This is a genomic window from Vibrio sp. QJM3NY_35 (genome assembly GCF_057785915.1).
In genome coordinates this window covers 1,193,517-1,210,986 of record NZ_CM173507.1, presented here as the reverse complement: position 1 = coordinate 1,210,986, position 17,470 = coordinate 1,193,517, and the positions used below count along the sequence as shown (strand labels likewise).

At 44.3% G+C, this 17,470-nt stretch carries 16 protein-coding genes, 1 riboswitch and 1 other annotated feature; of the genes, 6 read left to right on the top strand and 10 right to left on the bottom strand.

The genetic code is table 11. The features are described from left to right. Positions 1–3: 3 nt before the first annotated feature. The 3 genes from hisD to AC3CH3_RS05490 form a co-directional block, all read right to left on the bottom strand. Positions 4–1,305, bottom strand: a complete 1,302-nt coding sequence (gene hisD / locus AC3CH3_RS05500; RefSeq protein ID WP_488537907.1) for a histidinol dehydrogenase — start codon at positions 1,303–1,305, stop codon at positions 4–6. Then, positions 1,305–2,201 (bottom strand): ATP phosphoribosyltransferase, encoded by an 897-nt coding sequence (gene hisG / locus AC3CH3_RS05495; RefSeq protein ID WP_010439991.1) that lies wholly within the window; start codon positions 2,199–2,201, stop codon positions 1,305–1,307. The genes hisD and hisG overlap by 1 nt, the downstream gene beginning before the upstream one ends. A gap of 53 nt (positions 2,202–2,254) precedes the next feature. Beyond that, positions 2,255–2,390: a sequence feature (His leader region), on the bottom strand. 188 nt (positions 2,391–2,578) lie between these two features. Continuing rightward, the gene (locus AC3CH3_RS05490) at positions 2,579–4,171 is read right to left on the bottom strand and encodes a Na+/H+ antiporter NhaC family protein (RefSeq protein WP_488537906.1); all 1,593 of its coding nucleotides are present in this window, start codon (positions 4,169–4,171) and stop codon (positions 2,579–2,581) included. Between the two features lie 112 nt (positions 4,172–4,283). Then, a riboswitch (Lysine riboswitch) is annotated at positions 4,284–4,461 on the bottom strand. Positions 4,462–4,825: 364 nt separating this feature from the next. On the opposite strand from AC3CH3_RS05490, the gene AC3CH3_RS05485 reads away from it, so the two are divergent. Then, positions 4,826–5,236, top strand: a complete 411-nt coding sequence (locus tag AC3CH3_RS05485) for an H-NS family histone-like protein (RefSeq protein WP_017060262.1) — start codon at positions 4,826–4,828, stop codon at positions 5,234–5,236. Between the two features lie 172 nt (positions 5,237–5,408). Here AC3CH3_RS05485 and AC3CH3_RS05480 read toward each other — a convergent pair whose 3' ends face one another. Together AC3CH3_RS05480 and AC3CH3_RS05475 are read right to left on the bottom strand one after the other, a co-directional pair. Further along, complete coding sequence (locus AC3CH3_RS05480; protein ID WP_488537905.1) at positions 5,409–6,713, bottom strand: inosine/guanosine kinase; 1,305 nt, start codon at positions 6,711–6,713, stop codon at positions 5,409–5,411. A 102-nt stretch (positions 6,714–6,815) separates the two neighbouring features. Beyond that, positions 6,816–7,085 (bottom strand): hypothetical protein, encoded by a 270-nt coding sequence (locus AC3CH3_RS05475; protein ID WP_010439986.1) that lies wholly within the window; start codon positions 7,083–7,085, stop codon positions 6,816–6,818. Positions 7,086–7,289: 204 nt separating this feature from the next. On the opposite strand from AC3CH3_RS05475, the gene mnmA reads away from it, so the two are divergent. From mnmA to purB, 3 genes are all read left to right on the top strand, one after another. Next, entirely contained in the window at positions 7,290–8,426 is a 1,137-nt protein-coding gene (gene mnmA, locus AC3CH3_RS05470; protein ID WP_017068076.1) for a tRNA 2-thiouridine(34) synthase MnmA, read from the top strand. Between the two features lie 43 nt (positions 8,427–8,469). Next, complete coding sequence (gene hflD, locus AC3CH3_RS05465; protein WP_019822494.1) at positions 8,470–9,087, top strand: high frequency lysogenization protein HflD; 618 nt, start codon at positions 8,470–8,472, stop codon at positions 9,085–9,087. Positions 9,088–9,230: 143 nt separating this feature from the next. After that, entirely contained in the window at positions 9,231–10,601 is a 1,371-nt protein-coding gene (purB, locus tag AC3CH3_RS05460) for an adenylosuccinate lyase (protein WP_019822492.1), read from the top strand. Positions 10,602–10,866: 265 nt separating this feature from the next. Here purB and htpX read toward each other — a convergent pair whose 3' ends face one another. Continuing rightward, on the bottom strand, positions 10,867–11,730 hold the full coding sequence (htpX, locus tag AC3CH3_RS05455; protein ID WP_488537904.1) for a protease HtpX: 864 nt from the start codon (positions 11,728–11,730) through the stop codon (positions 10,867–10,869). Between the two features lie 277 nt (positions 11,731–12,007). On the opposite strand from htpX, the gene AC3CH3_RS05450 reads away from it, so the two are divergent. Beyond that, positions 12,008–12,175, top strand: coding sequence for a hypothetical protein (locus AC3CH3_RS05450; RefSeq protein WP_017060256.1), 168 nt, complete (start codon positions 12,008–12,010; stop codon positions 12,173–12,175). 114 nt (positions 12,176–12,289) lie between these two features. Here AC3CH3_RS05450 and bioD read toward each other — a convergent pair whose 3' ends face one another. Genes bioD through bioB form a run of 4 tightly spaced genes read right to left on the bottom strand, consistent with a single transcriptional unit; the run spans position 12,290 to position 16,024 of the window. After that, positions 12,290–12,973, bottom strand: a complete 684-nt coding sequence (gene bioD, locus AC3CH3_RS05445; protein WP_029405464.1) for a dethiobiotin synthase — start codon at positions 12,971–12,973, stop codon at positions 12,290–12,292. Continuing rightward, positions 12,970–13,773 (bottom strand): malonyl-ACP O-methyltransferase BioC, encoded by an 804-nt coding sequence (gene bioC, locus AC3CH3_RS05440; RefSeq protein WP_019822483.1) that lies wholly within the window; start codon positions 13,771–13,773, stop codon positions 12,970–12,972. The genes bioD and bioC overlap by 4 nt, the downstream gene beginning before the upstream one ends. Beyond that, positions 13,774–14,985 (bottom strand): 8-amino-7-oxononanoate synthase, encoded by a 1,212-nt coding sequence (gene bioF, locus AC3CH3_RS05435; RefSeq protein WP_488538153.1) that lies wholly within the window; start codon positions 14,983–14,985, stop codon positions 13,774–13,776. Next, on the bottom strand, positions 14,972–16,024 hold the full coding sequence (bioB, locus tag AC3CH3_RS05430; protein WP_016792500.1) for a biotin synthase BioB: 1,053 nt from the start codon (positions 16,022–16,024) through the stop codon (positions 14,972–14,974). The genes bioF and bioB overlap by 14 nt, the downstream gene beginning before the upstream one ends. A gap of 159 nt (positions 16,025–16,183) precedes the next feature. On the opposite strand from bioB, the gene bioA reads away from it, so the two are divergent. Next, entirely contained in the window at positions 16,184–17,461 is a 1,278-nt protein-coding gene (gene bioA / locus AC3CH3_RS05425; RefSeq protein WP_488537903.1) for an adenosylmethionine--8-amino-7-oxononanoate transaminase, read from the top strand. The last annotated feature ends 9 nt before the right edge of the window (positions 17,462–17,470 follow it).

The window sequence follows — 17,470 nt, the reverse complement described above, 5'->3', positions numbered from 1 at the left end:
CCCCTACTTCGCTCTATTTAACTTTTCAACTCGGATAGTCACAGCACGCTTGTGAGCATCCAAACCTTCGGCTTCAGCCATCGTCACCACTGTTGGTGCTAGACCTTTCAAGCCATCGGCTGTTAGTTCTTGTACTGTCATACGTTTAGAGAAATCTGCTAAACCTAGGCTCGAATACGTTTTGGTGTAACCGTAGGTTGGCAATACGTGGTTTGTACCTGATGCATAATCACCTGCAGACTCTGGAGACCAGTCACCCAAGAATATTGAACCTGCATTATCTAGCAACGGCAACAACTCACGTGGATTCTTGGTTTGAACAATTAAGTGCTCAGGACCGTAGAAGTTCGAAATTGCGATAGCTTGAGTGATTGATTCTGAGATGATAATCAAGCTAGATGCTAATGCTTGCTGAGCGATGTTAGCGCGAGACAACTCTTTCAGTTGTTTCTGAACCGCTTCCGTGACTTGGTCAGCAACCACTGGAGATGGCGTTACCAATACCACTTGAGAGTCAGGGCCGTGTTCCGCTTGGCTCAACAAGTCCGCTGCAATGAAGTCGGCATCAGCTGTTTCATCAGCAATTACCAACACTTCTGATGGACCAGCAGGCATGTCAATTGCAGCACCACGGAAGTCATTGCTGACTTGGCGTTTCGCTTCCGTTACATAGGCATTACCCGGGCCGAAGATCTTATCGACTTTAGCCACACTCTCGGTACCGTAAGCCATTGCCGCAACCGCTTGACCACCACCAACGTTGTAAACCTCGTCGATCTTACAAAGCTTAGCGACATACAAGATTTCATCAGCAATTGGTGGAGGCGAACACAAGACAACTTTACGACAACCCGCAATCTGAGCGGGTACACCTAACATAAGAACCGTTGACGGAAGTGGCGCACTCCCACCAGGAATATAAAGACCAACCGTATTAATCGCGCGCGTTACCTGCTCACACAAAACGCCAGGTTGAGTTTCAACCTTAATTGACTGAGGCTTCTGAGCTTCATGAAACTTAGCAATATTGCTATAAGCTTGCTCTAGCGCTTGCTTCATTTCTGGTGTTAGACGAGCACACGCCTCTTCAATCTCATTCGAAGTAACTCGAATTGATTCAGGAGTCACACGATCGAACTTTTCAGTCAGTTCTTTGAGTGCGGCGTCGCCTTCATTTCGTACTTTTGCAATAACATCAGAAACAGTCGCTGTGATGTTTGCACCTTCAGTAATAGCTGGACGCTCTAATACCGAGTCTTGCTGTGATTCACTTAAAGATTGCCAAACAACGGTTCTCATCGTCACTACCCCATCATTTTTTCGATTGGTAATACTAGAATCGAGCTTGCACCCAACTCTTTCAGCTGTTCCATAGTTTCCCAGAACAAGTTCTCAGTACTTACTAGGTGAACGGCAACTTTGTCTTTATCTGTAGATAGAGGAAGAACAGTAGGATCTTCAGCTCCAGGCAATAGCGCTTTAATTTGCTCTAATTGAGACGTTGGTGCGTGAAGCATGATGTACTTCGACTCTTTCGCTTGCTGAACACCTTGCATACGAGTCAGTAGTTTTTCAATTAATGCTTCTTTGTCTGCATCAAATTCGCCGGTGCGTTGAATTAACGTTGCTTTAGATTGAAAAATAGCTTCTGCTTCTTTTAGGCCATTCGCTTCTAGCGTAGCGCCTGTAGAAACCAAATCTGCGATAGCGTCCGCTAGTCCAGCTCGAGGTGCTACTTCAACTGAGCCTGTTAGCATACAAGTGCTGAATTCAACACCCTGCTCATCCATGTAGGCTTTTAGTAGTTGTGGGTAGGTTGTTGCAATACGTTTACCCGCTAGGTCTTGTGGGCCGTTGTATTCTTCATCTTTGTTGATAGCGATAGAAAGGCGGCAACCACCGAAATCTAAACGACGTAGTGTGTGAAATTGCGATGGCTCTTTTAGAGCAACGCGGTCTAGGCGAACTTCTTCTAGCTCATTTTCACCAATGAAACCTAGGTCAACCACACCGTCCATGATAAGACCTGGGATGTCATCATCACGAACCAGTAACAAGTCGATTGGCATATTAAGTGAATGAACCACTAGGCGCTCACCCATGATGTTAAATTTAACACCACATTTTTTAAGTAAGTCTTGGCACTCTTTACTTAAGCGACCTTTCTTTTGAATTGCGATTCTTAGGCGTTGTGTCTGCATTGCTGTATCCCTGTGCAAATATTTGAATTTATTGATTATTTAAAAGTGCTAAAACTAAAAAACCCTCGGAAGACTTTGTCGTCCCGAGGGTTTAAATCTAAATTCTTTGACTTAACCTCCGGGAGAATTCTTGCTCCCGGGTATACGTAAATCTCCCCGAAAGACTAGATAGGGTGATGATGGTGATGAATGTTCATTACTAATTTACGCATACTTATAAGCTCTTAGGTTGTTTGCTGTCTTGTCTCCACACTAACTAAGCTGACATCCTTTTTCAACCATTTATTCGAACTTTTTTCACTAAAACTCAAATTAATTTAACAGGTACAAAAAAGGGAAGCCGCAGCCTCCCTTTTCATTATTCAATCAGATGATGATTAGCTGTTGCACGTCGCCATTTTGCAGCGAGAGAAATAAGCCAATGCAAAGCATACAGCAACAAACGTTAGAGACGCCGCACCAAATGCGATGCCAGTTGATGATGTCATACCTAAGGTAATGAAACCAACACACGATACGAAGGCCACAGACAGCGCATAAGGAAGCTGAGTCGATACGTGGTCAATGTGGTTACAACGAGCACCGGTAGAAGAGAGAATCGTCGTATCAGAGATTGGAGAACAGTGATCACCAAACACAGAACCCGCAAGAACCGCACTTAACATAGGCAGAATTAGAGCGATGTCAGAGGCTGCAGCCATGTCACCCGCGATAGGAAGCATGATACCAAATGTACCCCATGATGTGCCTGTCGAGAATGCCATCAGGCCAGCAAGAAGGAACAAAATAACAGGTAGCCAGTGGTAATCAATGTTACCTGTTGCTAGAGAAGAAAGGTAAGAACCGGTTTTCATGTCACCGATAACAGAACCGATAGTCCATGCAAACACAAGAATCAGGATAGCGCCAAACATAGAGCTAGCACCGATCCACATTGTTCTTGCGATATCAGACATTGGCAGCTTTTGCTTAAACACTGTCGCTAGCGCAACAAGCAGGCCAACAACACCACCGTAAACAAGAGACTTGCCTACATCTGTATTTTCAAACGCACCAAGCAAGTTGAATGCTTGACCGTCAGCGGTAAGCGCTTGACCACCGGTATAAAGCATTGCAGCTACCGTCGCTACGATTAACGATACGATTGGCATAACGAGATCAGAGACAGAGCCGTTTTCACTCTCTTGAATGTCTAGCTCTTCATTTAGGTCGTGAGCTTGCTTTTGATCGTTGTCACCTTCAAAGCCACGGCCTTGAGATGCTTCAATTTCATGCTCACGCATCTTACCAACATCTAGACCGAACCAAGCCACTGCGAACACCATTAGTAGTGCAAACACAGCGTAGAAGTTCATTGGGATAAGACGAACGTAAGCGCCCAATGCAGAATACTCTGTCACACCGTGTGTTACTAAGATGCCACCAATGATAGTGATGATGTAAGCACCCCAGCTAGAAGCAGGCATGATCACACACATAGGAGCAGCCGTTGAATCTAGAATATAAGCAAGCTTAGCGCGAGATACATAGAAACGGTCTGTTACAGGACGAGAGATAGCACCAACTGCTAGGCTGTTAAAGTAGTCATCTACAAAGATGAATACACCTAAGAAAGCAGCAAGTAGTTTTGAGCCACGTTTGCTCTTAACGCGAGACTGTGCCCATTCCGCGAATGCGCGAGTACCGCCAGACAGTGTTAATAATGCCGTTGTCATTCCAAGAATTATTAGGAATGCAATGATGCTCATGTTCCAAGTGTTGATGCCACCATCTTCGATGAAAACACCAGATGCTTTAGTAAACACGTAACTAGCTGCGTTACCTACTGAGTAATCAGCAAGTAGAATCGCACCCATGATGATACCGACACCCAAAGAAACCAATACACGGCGGGTAACAATAGCAAGACTCAAAGCCACAAGGGGCGGAAGCAAAGATAAAGGTGATGTTGCAAAATCTATTAAATTCATGATCTTCAAAAACCAGTTTTTTATTTGGCTAGAGATCTACTGCAGACAAACTTGATACGGCTGACCAAGCTCATGTTGAACTAAGCGAAAGGGAAGTGAACACTTCACCCAACCCTACAGTAGCGCTCCATAGTTTAAAATTAAGACTATGGCAGTGTTGTACCTATTGAGCACAACCCCAGCAAATTGCTTAGATATACAATTTACTTCGGCAATTACACCTTTCATTCCCGTTCATTGGCATCACCCCAACGGAAGTTACTTTTTATAATTGCACCTCTACGTGCGATAACATTATTAACCGTGTAAACCAGAGTTTAACAACAAATTAACCAACGTCTCGCATCAGGTAGCCGCAATTGTACTCATCAAGAGCAACAATGCAACATATCATTCCGAGAAAAATAGCTTTTTGTTAATGAACTAATCAATAGAAGAATAGTCTACATAAGTTCACTACTCCACCAGTCACATATCACTTTTTAAGATAATCTTAATATTTATTATAAATTCGATAGAAATACAGCTCTGAATTTTCAACTATTCATCTCACTTTTATATTTAAATATATAATAGAAGAAATACTATTTGTTTTATTCCTAGGCTCTGTTTATTATTAGGAAGATTATTTAGTTTACCTTGATGGAAAATATCATGTCTGAATTAACAAAAACTCTATTAAATATCCGCAGCCTTCGTGCGTTCTCACGTGAATTAACTCTTGAGCAACTTGAAGAAGCGCTAGACAAGCTGACTATTGTTGTACAAGAGCGTCAAGAGTCTGAAGCTGAAGAACGTGCTGCTAAAGCAGAGCAAGAAGCTAAGCTTTCTGCTATTGCTGAACAAATTGCAAAAGACGGAATTGATGTTGCCGATCTTATTGCTGCACTTTCTGGTGAAGCAAAATCTAAAACAACAAAAGCTAAACGCGCTCCTCGCCCAGCGAAATACAAATACGTAGACGCAAACGGCGACGAGAAGACTTGGACAGGTCAAGGCCGTACGCCTTCAGCTATCCAAGAACAGCTAGATGCTGGTAAATCTCTAGAAGAGTTTGCTATCTAAACATTTAGTTTACTTGGTGGGTAATCAATTACACGCTAAGCAATAGAATTAATATTAAAGTCGACTAAAGTATTATTTACGGCTTCAATATGTTCAGAAACAAAAAAGGCTCCTTTCGGAGCCTTTTTTATATTTCGCTATTAGAAATATAAATGAGAACGATAAAAATATCTTATCTTTCCCAGTATGCTTCTTCTAGGCTATCTTCTCTTTCAGGAAGGCCGCGAGACAAGCGTGGTGAGTGCTGAACCAACACTTCATAACTTGCACGGTTTGAATATTTACAAACTTGTGAAAAAGATGAATACGTTAAAAATGCATGTTGATGCTTGCTAGAGTTCGGCACATTTTCTTTATGATATTTATTTGCTGCCATATCATGTAATAAAGCCGACAACGCAGCATCACCTGCACCATTGGTATTTTTGATCTTTTCTGGTCCACCCATGTATGGCGCAATGTGCGAATACACTTTAGTTGGGTTTTCACATAAATCTTTATGCGCAGGACGGCTAAATTCAAAACGGTTGAATTCCGCAATTGAACCTGGAAGTAAAGGCAATGACGTTTCACGCTTCGCTGCATCTTCTGTATAACCAGCCATAAATAGGCCAACAGGTCCCGCAGTACATAGAACAAGGTCTACCCAGTCTAGCGCTTTATCTGATGCAGCCAATGGATCGCTTTCACCCGTTAACGCTTCAGCTTCGTCTTCATTCATTGCAACAACCGTTACGTGTTGCTCAAGGAAATCTTTCCAGAATTCTGGATCATCTTGAATAACGAACTTAGTACCTAGTGTAAGAACGACTGGCACATCGTATTTCTTCGCGTATTCGATCGCTTTCATTGTTGCTTCAGGCATCGGGTCGCCTGGCTTACAACGAACTAAATAAGCCGTTAAAACTAAAGCAGAAGCACTTTTGAAGATTTTTTCAGGAATGCTTTCTGGTTTTAATTGGTTCATTTGTCCTTCGCTAATTGCGAAAGTACGTTCACCGTCTTCTGTAATTAATGCAAAGCAGCGACCAATTGCGCCATCTACCCCTTGTAAATGGTTCAGATCCATTCTGCTTGATGTATTACATAAATAGCGATAACCGTAACTACCAATCTTAATATCTTGGCTCATTACACCTAGCAGTGTTGAACGGTCATCCGCTAGCACTGAATAGTTGTGTAATGTGTTACCAATTGTGCCACCAGCGTATTCATTGGTAATCAGGCACTGCTCTTTTAATTCTTGATATAAAGATTCAGCGGCTGCGTCACCAATAACCAGTGAATGTCCCTTGCTCAAACCATACTTCTCAATAAGTTCAGAACTCACCTTTGCTTCAATATCCACCAATGTTTGGTCAATACCGATAATATGAGTGCGTGACATTCTTTTACTGCTTTGAGCTTGGCTCACTAGAGGATCACGAGCGTGAACCGGAAAGTAGTGCTTTGATTTACGTTGTCCAGGGAATTTCATAGGGCTAGTCTAAGTCAAGGGGAAATAGGTGGCGAATTCTACCGCGCTATATTTAACGCGGCAATCTTTCAAACTATAGCAAACGTTTGCTGAAGGTTTTTTTTATTCGCCTTCCATAAAGCTTAAATCAGGCAGCATGCCCAAATGCTCTGCATAACGTTTTTGATTGAACTCCGCGCCGTTTTTCATAACGTCAAATACTTCAATTGCCAGTGCACATGCCATAGCCGCAATTGCTTCTTCACGTGGAGTACCAGTCATCATTAAACGCATCAACGTCTCTTTCACTTTCACTGGTTCGCCATCTTCAAGCTGGTTCTCAATAATCTCAATCAGCTCTTCTTCTTGCATAAATTCGTTTTGTTCAGACATTTTTTTATCTCAGGTCTTGGATTTCGAGCGACTATGCCACATATACTTCTGACATCCTAGCGACTCACCTCGCTCTCATGCGATTCTCTAACAAAGTCAGCGCACTATTTGTGCAAATGAAACTGTGATTCCGGTCTCGGATCTGTCACGGCGTTTCTCTTTCTGTTAGAATCTGCGACCAAGTAATAGTAACGGTGTTTAGACATGTCAGATATCAGCTCTGGAAACAGCGAAAAGAAAGTAATTGTCGGTATGTCCGGCGGTGTAGATTCGTCAGTATCGGCGTATCTTCTTCAGCAACAAGGCTATCAGGTAGAAGGCCTTTTCATGAAAAACTGGGAAGAAGACGATAACGAAGAATACTGCACGGCAGCTGAAGATCTTGCTGATGCTCAAGCGGTATGTGACAAACTAGGTATCCACCTTCACACTATCAACTTTGCTGCAGAATACTGGGACAACGTATTCGAATACTTCCTTGAAGAGTACAAAGCAGGTCGTACACCTAACCCAGATATTCTTTGTAACAAAGAAATCAAATTCAAAGCATTCTTAGAGTTTGCGGATGAAGTGCTAGACGCAGACTACATTGCGATGGGTCACTACGTTCGTCGTACTTTCCCAACTCAAGAAGAGCTTGATGCTGGCGTAAAACCAGAAATGCTACGCGGTCTAGACAGCAACAAAGACCAAAGCTATTTCCTATACACGCTAAGCTCAGATCAAGTGGCACGCAGCCTATTCCCTGTCGGTGAATTAGAGAAGCCAGAAGTGCGACGTATTGCTGAAGAGCAAGACTTGATCACAGCAAAGAAGAAAGATTCAACAGGCATCTGCTTTATCGGTGAGCGCAAATTCACTGAGTTCCTAGGCAAGTACCTACCAGCACAACCGGGTAACATCGAAACACCAGAAGGCCAAGTGATTGGTCAACACCAAGGTTTGATGTACCACACGCTAGGTCAGCGTAAAGGTCTTCATATTGGCGGCACTAAAGGTGGTGGCGGTAACGAAGAACCATGGTTTGTTGGTGAAAAAGATCTGAAGCGTAATGTTCTGATCGCAGTACAAGGTAAAGATCACCCTCTTCTAAAATCAGAAGGTTTGATCGCTTCTCAGCTTCACTGGGTAAATCGCACACCAATTACTGAAGTTATGACATGCACGGTAAAAACACGTTACCGTCAAACCGATATTCCTTGTACAATCATCCCAATTGATGATGAGAACATTAAGGTTATTTTTGATGAACCACAGATTGCTGTGACCCCAGGTCAATCGGCAGTGTTCTACCTAGACGAAGTTTGTCTTGGTGGCGGTATCATCGAAAAGCGCATCTAATCAATCAAACGACAAACGATAGAAGACAACTAGGAGTTACTACGTGGCTAATACACTTTATGACCGTACTATTGCTTTCGCCGGAATTTGCCAAGCTGTGGCTTTGGTTCAACAAGTAGCGAAAGACGGCCATTGTGATAAAGATGCCTTCGAAGCTTCACTCAATGCTATTTTAAATACCAACCCGGCGAACACCGTGGGCGTATTTGGACGTGAAGCGAACCTAAAGCTTGGCCTTGAGTGCTTAGTAAAAGGTATCGATAGTACTCCAGCTGGTAGCGATATTACGCGCTACATTATCAGCTTGATGGCTCTTGAGCGTAAGCTATCTTCTCGTAACGACTCTATGTCTCAGCTTGGCGATCGCATTCAAACTGCAGAACGCCAAACTGAACATTTTGATCTGTTTGACGAGCAAATGATCAGCAACCTAGCGAGCATCTACCTTGATGTTGTGAGCCCTATTGGCCCACGTATTCAGGTTTCTGGTACGCCAGCGGTACTTCAACAGACATCGAGCCAGCACAAAGTTCGTGCACTCCTTCTGTCAGGGATTCGAAGTGCTGTTCTTTGGCGCCAGGTTGGTGGTAAACGCCGCCATCTTATCTTCGGTCGCAAGAAGATGATCGAGCAGGCTCAAATCCTACTAGCTCGAATGTAATTTATTAGCTCGCGCCTCGTCGCGAGCTTGTTTTTTGTATCAACACAACTCTCACGCAAACGATTGCGCAATGTGCGTGACAATTGAGATTGTTACTGGTATAAACCTCTCAAAATTTAGAAAACTCAATTCAGGAGAACACCATGGAACTGTCAGCATTGACTGCTGTTTCACCAGTAGACGGCCGTTACGGAAGTAAGACTATTGCATTACGCAGCATCTTTAGTGAGTTTGGACTACTAAAGTACCGCTCTATCGTTGAAATTCGTTGGTTACAAAAGCTTGCAGCAACTGATGCAATCAAAGAAGTACCAGCGTTCAGTGCAGAAGCTAACCAGTTTCTTGATGAACTAGCCGCTAACTTCAGCGAAGAAGATGCTCTGCGTATCAAAGAGATTGAGCGCACGACAAACCACGACGTTAAAGCGGTTGAATACTTCTTGAAAGAGAAAGTTGCTGGCGTTCCTGAGCTTCACGCAGTTAACGAATTCATTCACTTTGCATGTACTTCTGAAGACATCAACAACACATCTCACGCGCTTATGCTTAAAGAAGCTCGTGACACAGTGATTCTTCCAGAAATTCGTAACGTAATCGATGCTATCAAAGCGCTTGCGAACGAGTACCGTGATATTCCTCTTCTTTCTCGTACACACGGTCAGCCAGCTTCTCCTTCTACTATGGGTAAAGAGATGGCTAACGTTGCGTACCGTATGGAACGTCAATTCAAGCAAATCGAAAGCGTTGAGATCCTAGCGAAAATCAACGGTGCTGTAGGTAACTACAACGCTCACCTTTCTGCATACCCTGAAGTTGAATGGCACCAATTCAGCGAAGAGTTCATCACTGAATCTCTTGGCGTAACTTGGAACCCGTACACAACTCAAATCGAACCTCACGATTACATCGCTGAGCTATTCGACGCTGTTGCTCGTTTCAACACGATCCTTCTAGACTTCGACCGTGACGTTTGGGGCTACATCGCTCTTGGTCACTTCAAGCAGAAGACTATTGCTGGCGAAATCGGTTCTTCTACAATGCCGCATAAAGTTAACCCAATTGACTTCGAAAACTCTGAAGGCAACCTTGGTCTAGCTAACGCAGTATTTAGCCACCTTGCACAAAAACTTCCAGTTTCTCGCTGGCAACGTGACCTAACTGACTCTACGGTTCTTCGTAACCTAGGTGTTGGTGTTGGCTACGCAATCATTGCATACACTTCAACTCTGAAAGGTATTAGCAAGCTAGAAGTTAACCGTGAAGCGCTACTTGCTGAACTGGACAAGAACTGGGAAGTACTGGCTGAACCAGTACAAACAGTAATGCGTCGTTACGGTATCGAGAAACCATACGAGAAGCTAAAAGAGCTAACTCGTGGTAAGCGTGTAGATGGCGAAGGCATGCGTGCATTCATCGACGGTCTTGAAATCCCTGCAGACGAGAAAGTTCGCCTGAAAGAGATGACACCAGCGAACTACATCGGTCAAGCAATCGAGCTGACTGACAAGCTGTAAGATTCGAACAAACGAATAAACAAAGGCTTCCCACGTGGAAGCCTTTTTGTTGTGTAGAACAAATGTTTCGAACAGTAGTCCCTAAGTAAAACAACCGTCGTCAATCTAGCCTGACTTCTCCAACTAGCCTCCCCCATTCAAATACTGCAAACCGCATTAGACAGACATCCGTTCCTTTTCTTAAGCAGCAAGTACAAAAAAGGCCTCCCGAAGGAAGCCTTTAGAATACACATTGCCGCTTAACGACAGCAGCTTGTATTGGAAATTACATGTTACGTAGAGACGCAATACGCTTATCTAGCGGCGGGTGGCTCATTAGAAGCTCAGTTAGAGACTTCTTACCGTTGATACCAAGCGCCATCATAGAACCTTCTAGTTGTGGCTCGTGGCTCACCTTTAGACGCTCTAGCGCTGCAATCATCTTCTCTTTACCGACCAAGTGCGCTGCACCTGCATCAGCATGGAACTCACGATGACGGCTGTACCACATAGTAATGAAGCTCGCTAGGAAACCAAATACCAGTTCCAGCACCATAGACACACCGAAGTACACCATCATGTTGCTGCCACCCTCTTCTTCGTTGTCATTCGACGCAACAATGTTGGCGATGAAACGAGATAGGAAGATAACGAACGTGTTCACAACACCTTGCATTAGGGTCATGGTCACCATGTCACCATTCGCGATGTGGCTAACTTCGTGAGCTAATACCGCTTCAGCTTCGTCACGCGTCATACTGTGCAGAAGACCCGTTGATACTGCGACCAATGAATCATCACGCTTAGCACCCGTCGCGAATGCGTTGATGTCTGGCGAGTCGTAGATCGCTACTGTTGGCATACCAATACCAACTTGTTGAGATTGACGGCTTACCGTCTCCATCAACCAATGTTCTGTCTCGTTACGTGGGCTTTCAATGACCATGCCGCCTACCGAGCGTAGCGCCATTTTCTTCGACATCATTAATGAAATGAATGAGCCGCCAAAACCAAATACCGCAGCCATCACCAATAAGCCTGAGAGGCTACCGGGTTGCATACCTGTAACTGCGTATACAATATTAAGAACAACACTTAGTACCAATACAACCGCTAGGTTAGTTGCAAGGAACAACATTACTCGCTTCATTACTTATCTCCGCATGAAAGCTGTTTTTATAAAACTTATTGTTATAGACAAGGCAGACAGCAATAGATTCCAACCTTGAAGACTTATACTTACTTATACATATAGTCTTAGATTAAGAAAACAAGGTTAAGCATTAAATTGCAACATTTGATTACGAGACCATATCCGAATTAAATCCACTCTATTAGACCTAAGTCGTATGGTGTCGATATAACAATCCGTTTACAGTAACTTCAGATGATTTATTGGCTAGTCCATGTACAAAAAGGAAAGGATCATGGTTGAAGGTACTAACACTCAAATGGCTATCGATTTACTGTGCTGTCACCTAGGGATTACTGAAGAAGAAGCGAAAAAGCAGGTTGGAATCCTAACACCGCAAACGGCACAGACAAAAATCACAGAAACTCAGCAAGCTTTAATGGGACTGACTAAAGAACATTAATTCTAAGCTTGTTTATTAAAAGACCGATTGTTTATCAACTCAAGGTCCAAAGGCTTAAAATAGCAAAAGGGCTGCAATCGCAGCCCTTTTCTTATTTAGTACATAACGTGGTAATTAAAGCGCAAGCAAAGGCTGCACATCAATGTACTTACCAATGTTTTTAGACTTCGCTTTTGGTACGTAAGGGATTTCACCTAACTTTGGCGCACCTAGCTTATCTTCAAGCATCGCAATAATATCTGCGTAGTGCTCAGTACCTGGATTGATACGGTTTGCGACCCAACCTACTAGGTTTAGGCCATCAGCACGAATCGCTTCTGCCGTTAATAGAGCGTGGCTCAAACAACCAAGTTTAATACCCACAGTCAGTACCACTGGCAGCTGCTCTTTTTTAACCCAGCTAGAAAGATATTCATCGTCTGAAACCGGGACTCGCCAACCACCAGCACCTTCAACTAATACGATGTCAGAGTTTTGCTTATGTTCTTCCAGCTTTGCAGATAATACGGCTTCATCAATCACCACACCATCATGCTTAGCAGCGATGTGAGGCGATGATGGTAGCAACAACGCGTATGGATTGACGTCTTCGTAAGCAATATCTTGCGTCGCCGCTTCTTGAAGATGCAGTGCATCACTATTACGTAGTCCTTCAGGGGATTTTTCACTCCCTGCAGCAACTGGCTTGTAACCAATTGTTGATAAATCTTGTGCGGCCAAAGCTTGAAGAATCGCTTTTGAAACCACAGTTTTTCCCACTTCGGTATCCGTACCTGCAATGAATAATGCATCAATCATAATTGAATAACCCCTAAACAAACTTGATATGTTGCTGGTAAGAAACCTTGATGGTTCTTAAACTCTCGATATTCCCGTTCAACAAGCTGCAACATGCGACGACTTGTTAAACCTTGTGAGCGACCACTTACGTGATTAGCGCCGATACCTTTAAGGTCGCGCATCAGTTCAAACGCAGTGTCGTACCAAACGGTGATGGTGGGCAAGTCTAGTTGATGAACGGTACAGCTAGATTGCGCTAACGCAATTTTTACCTGATTGATTGTAATAAAATGGTTAACGTGTTGATGTGCGTCAATTTTGGACCACGACTTTTTCAGTTCAAACAGTGACCCATCAAGCAAAGTTGAGAAAAGAACACGCCCACCAGCAGCTGTAACACGCTTCATCTCTCTCAAAGGTGACGATAGGTCGTCACACCATTGTAACGCAAGGCTAGAGAAAACGATGTCAAAACACCCATCTTCAAACGGTAATTGTTCAGCATCGGCTTGTTGATATAAAGAGACAGATGCACCACAACGCTTCTCTGCTGTTGCTAACATTCCAACAGAAAGATCAGCGCAAACCACTTCGGCGCCTCGTTTTACAAGTTGTTCTGAGAAATAGCCAGTACCACAACCTAGATCCAACACCTTAAAGCCTGACAGATCGCTGGGTAATTTATCCAGCAGTCGGTGGCCAACATCTCTTTGAAATTCAGCGTGTTTGTCATAGGTTGTTGCTGCTTTACCAAAGGCCTCTGCAATCGCACTCTTATCTTGGCCAACGTAATTATGCACTACTGCTTCTTGTGACATTTACTGAGCCTCTTTATTTGGTTCAAAGCTTGGATGGATACCCAATTTAATGCCTGAGTCGATGTTTCGCTCCATTGCTTGAAGCAGCGAATTAGTTAACTGAAAAATCTGTTTCTGACTGTGGTTCGCCGTTAAGGTAATACGCAAACGAGCAGTCCCAATTGGCACCGTTGGTGGCCTTATTGCCGTTACCCAAACTTGGTTGCGCTTTAACTCTTCAGCAATAGATAGTGCAGCTTGGGCTTCGCCGATTACAAATGGCTTGATCGGAGTCTGAGTATCAACAAAACCTTGTACGCCATTCATCTGCTCTGCATAGAGAGCCCCTAGCTCAGTTAGCTTCTCGCGACGCCACTCTTGGGTTTGAATCATCTGACACGCATGAGACAAAGCCACCGCTTGTGAAGGTGGTATTGCCGTCGAATACACATGATGACGAGCGAATTGAGTTAAGTAATCACCCACCTCTGACGAACACAAAATCGCCGCACCAGATAGGCCAAATGCTTTACCAAAAGTGACGACTAGAATATCGGGCGTTATTTGCGCCACGTTGCAGCTCCCTGCCCCTTGCTCACCTAGCACTCCGATACCATGAGCATCATCAACCGCCAACCAACTGTCGAATTGATGAGTCAGGTTAGATATCTGACTGAGAGGTGCTTGGTCGCCGTCCATGCTGAACACACCTTCAGTCACAACCAAGGATTGTGGTGATCGGCTTAATAGCGACTCTAGATGCTGCGTGTCGTTATGCTTAAAGCGTTTCATGGTTGCAGGAGAAAGCATCCCCGCTTCCATCAAAGAGGCGTGATTAAGCTTGTCTTGCAGCAGAGTGTCGTCTTTTTCGAGCAGAGAAAATAACAAGGCTTGGTTCGCACTGAAACCAGAACTAAAGAGAATGGCACGTTCAAAGCCCAACCATTCACACAGCTGAGCTTCTAAATTTCGATGAGCAGGACTAAAACCCGTGACCAATGGCGATGCAGCACTGCCAGCACCATAAAGGGAAAGCCCAGCTTGCCACGCCTCCACCAACTCAGGATCGTTTGCAAAGCCTAAATAGTCATTACTCGAAAAGTTAATGAAGTCAGAACCTTCACTATTAAGCAAAGGGCTATTGCTGTTTTCGAGTACCTTGAGTTGACGAGTTAAACCTTGCTCACGGCGATGAGCAAGGGCACTTTTGATACGAGATTTAAACAGTGGCATCGTAGAACATGTCATCTTTCGTTGGACGAGCAGCAACGCGCTCCACCACTTGATCTAACAGTTCGTTTTCTTGAATTTCATCTGGCTTCTGGGCCACTTGTTGGCTGTTGATGCCTAACTTCTTAAACAGCTGCATGTCCGTATCTTCATCTGGGTTTGGCGTAGTCAGTAGCTTACAGCCGTAGAAGATAGAGTTTGCACCAGCCATGAAGCACATCGCCTGCATCTGTTCATTCATATTCTCGCGACCTGCAGACAGACGAACCGCAGACATTGGCATCATGATACGAGCAATCGCAATCAACTTAATGAAGTCAAAAGATTCAACATCATCGACGTTTTCCATCGGTGTGCCTTTCACTTTCACGAGCATGTTGATTGGCACACTCTCAGGGTGTACCGGAAGGTTCGCTAGCTCTACCAGCAGGCCTGCACGGTCATTGGTACTTTCGCCCATACCAATAATGCCACCAGAACAGATCTTCATACCGGCATCACGCACGTGAGATAGCGTATCTAAACGATCTTGGTAAGTACGAGTGGTGATGATGCTGCCGTAGAACTCAGGAGACGTATCAAGGTTGTGGTTGTAGTAATCCAAACCTGCATCCGCTAACTCGCCAGCTTGATCGGGGGTTAACATGCCTAGTGTCATACAAGTTTCTAGGCCCATGCCTTTCACACCTTTGATCATATCAGTCAGGTGAGGCATATCGCGTTCTTTCGGGTTTTTCCATGCCGCGCCCATACAGAAACGAGTCGAGCCTGCGTTCTTGGCTTTTTGCGCCGCATCCAAAACACGCTCTACTTCCATTAGGCGTTCTTTGTCGACATCCGTTCGGTAGTGAGCACTTTGAGGGCAGTACTTACAGTCTTCAGGACAAGCACCGGTCTTAATCGATAGAAGCGTACTCACCTGCACGTGGTTGTGCTCTTGGTACTGTCTATGAACCACTTGAGCTTCAAACATTAAATCCATAAACGGTTTTTCAAGCAGCGCTGTTACTTCAGCGACTGTCCAGTCATGACGAACTTCCACGTGTCGATCCTTTTTTATTATTTGATGTTTCATCTCTATCAATAGAGATTGCATTTATGCTTGGCTAGTCTACCGACAAGCTTTAGACTGTCAACACATTGATAATATCAAAAGTTTACATATGATTATTTTTTAATCATACCAAGAATGGAAGTTACTATGGATCTCGCCTTTGATCGCCAGCATATCTGGCATCCCTACACATCAACGTTAACACCTCTGACCTGCTATCCAGTCACCAACGCAGACGGTGTTTACCTAGAATTAGAAGGCGGAAAACGAATTATTGATGGTATGTCATCTTGGTGGTCAACCATCCACGGTTACAATCACCCTGAGTTAAATGCCGCCGCTCACAGTCAAATCGATAAGGTTTCACACGTTATGTTTGGTGGTATCACCCACCAGCCCGCTATCGATCTATGTAAGAAGCTTTTGAATCTCGCGCCCAGTAATCTTGAGCATGTTTTTTTGGCTGACTCAGGTTCAGTAGCCGTAGAGGTTAGTCTCAAGATGGCGCTGCAATACTGGCACGCGAAAGGACAACCTCGTTCAAAGTTCCTCACACTAAGAGATGGTTACCACGGGGATACCTTTGCGGCGATGTCAGTGACCGACCCTGACAACTCGATGCACAGCCTCTACAAAGGCTTTTTACCGGAACATATTTTCGCTGATTCGCCAAAAACAGGTTTTTGGGAACAATGGGACGCTAACGACATAAACAGCTTCCGTGAAAAGCTAGCAACACATCATCAAGAAGTCGCAGCCGTGATCTTGGAGCCGATAGTTCAAGGCGCTGGCGGTATGCGTATCTACCACCCTGAATTTCTGAAACAGGTGCGCTTGTTGTGTGATGAATTCAACGTATTGCTGATTTTGGATGAGATTGCGACCGGATTTGGCCGCACAGGGAAACTGTTTGCGTGTGAACATGCCGATATTCAACCGGACATTCTATGCTTAGGCAAAGCGCTGACTGGCGGCTACATGACCCTTTCAGCAACACTAGCGAGCAAAGAAGTCGCAGACACGGTATGTGGCGGTGAAGCAGGCTGCTTTATGCACGGGCCAACCTTTATGGGTAACCCATTAGCTTGCGCGGTCGGTGCGGCAAGTTTATCGATCATAGAACAAGGTCATTGGCAGAGTCAGACTCAGCAGATTGAGCAGCTTTTCTCTGAATTGCTGCCCCCTTTGCGAGAGCATGCATTGGTTAAAGACGTTCGCTGGTTGGGCGCGATTGGTGTAGTTGAAACCCATTCACCTGTCGATATGGAAACCATTCAAGCTCACTTTGTTGAACAAGGCGTTTGGATACGCCCATTTGGCAAGTTGATCTATATGATGCCTCCTTTCATTAGCAAACCTGAACACATTGAGCAGCTCATTTCAACCATTGATAAGGCACTTAGTCGCCCTGACTGTTTCAAATAAATCTAATTG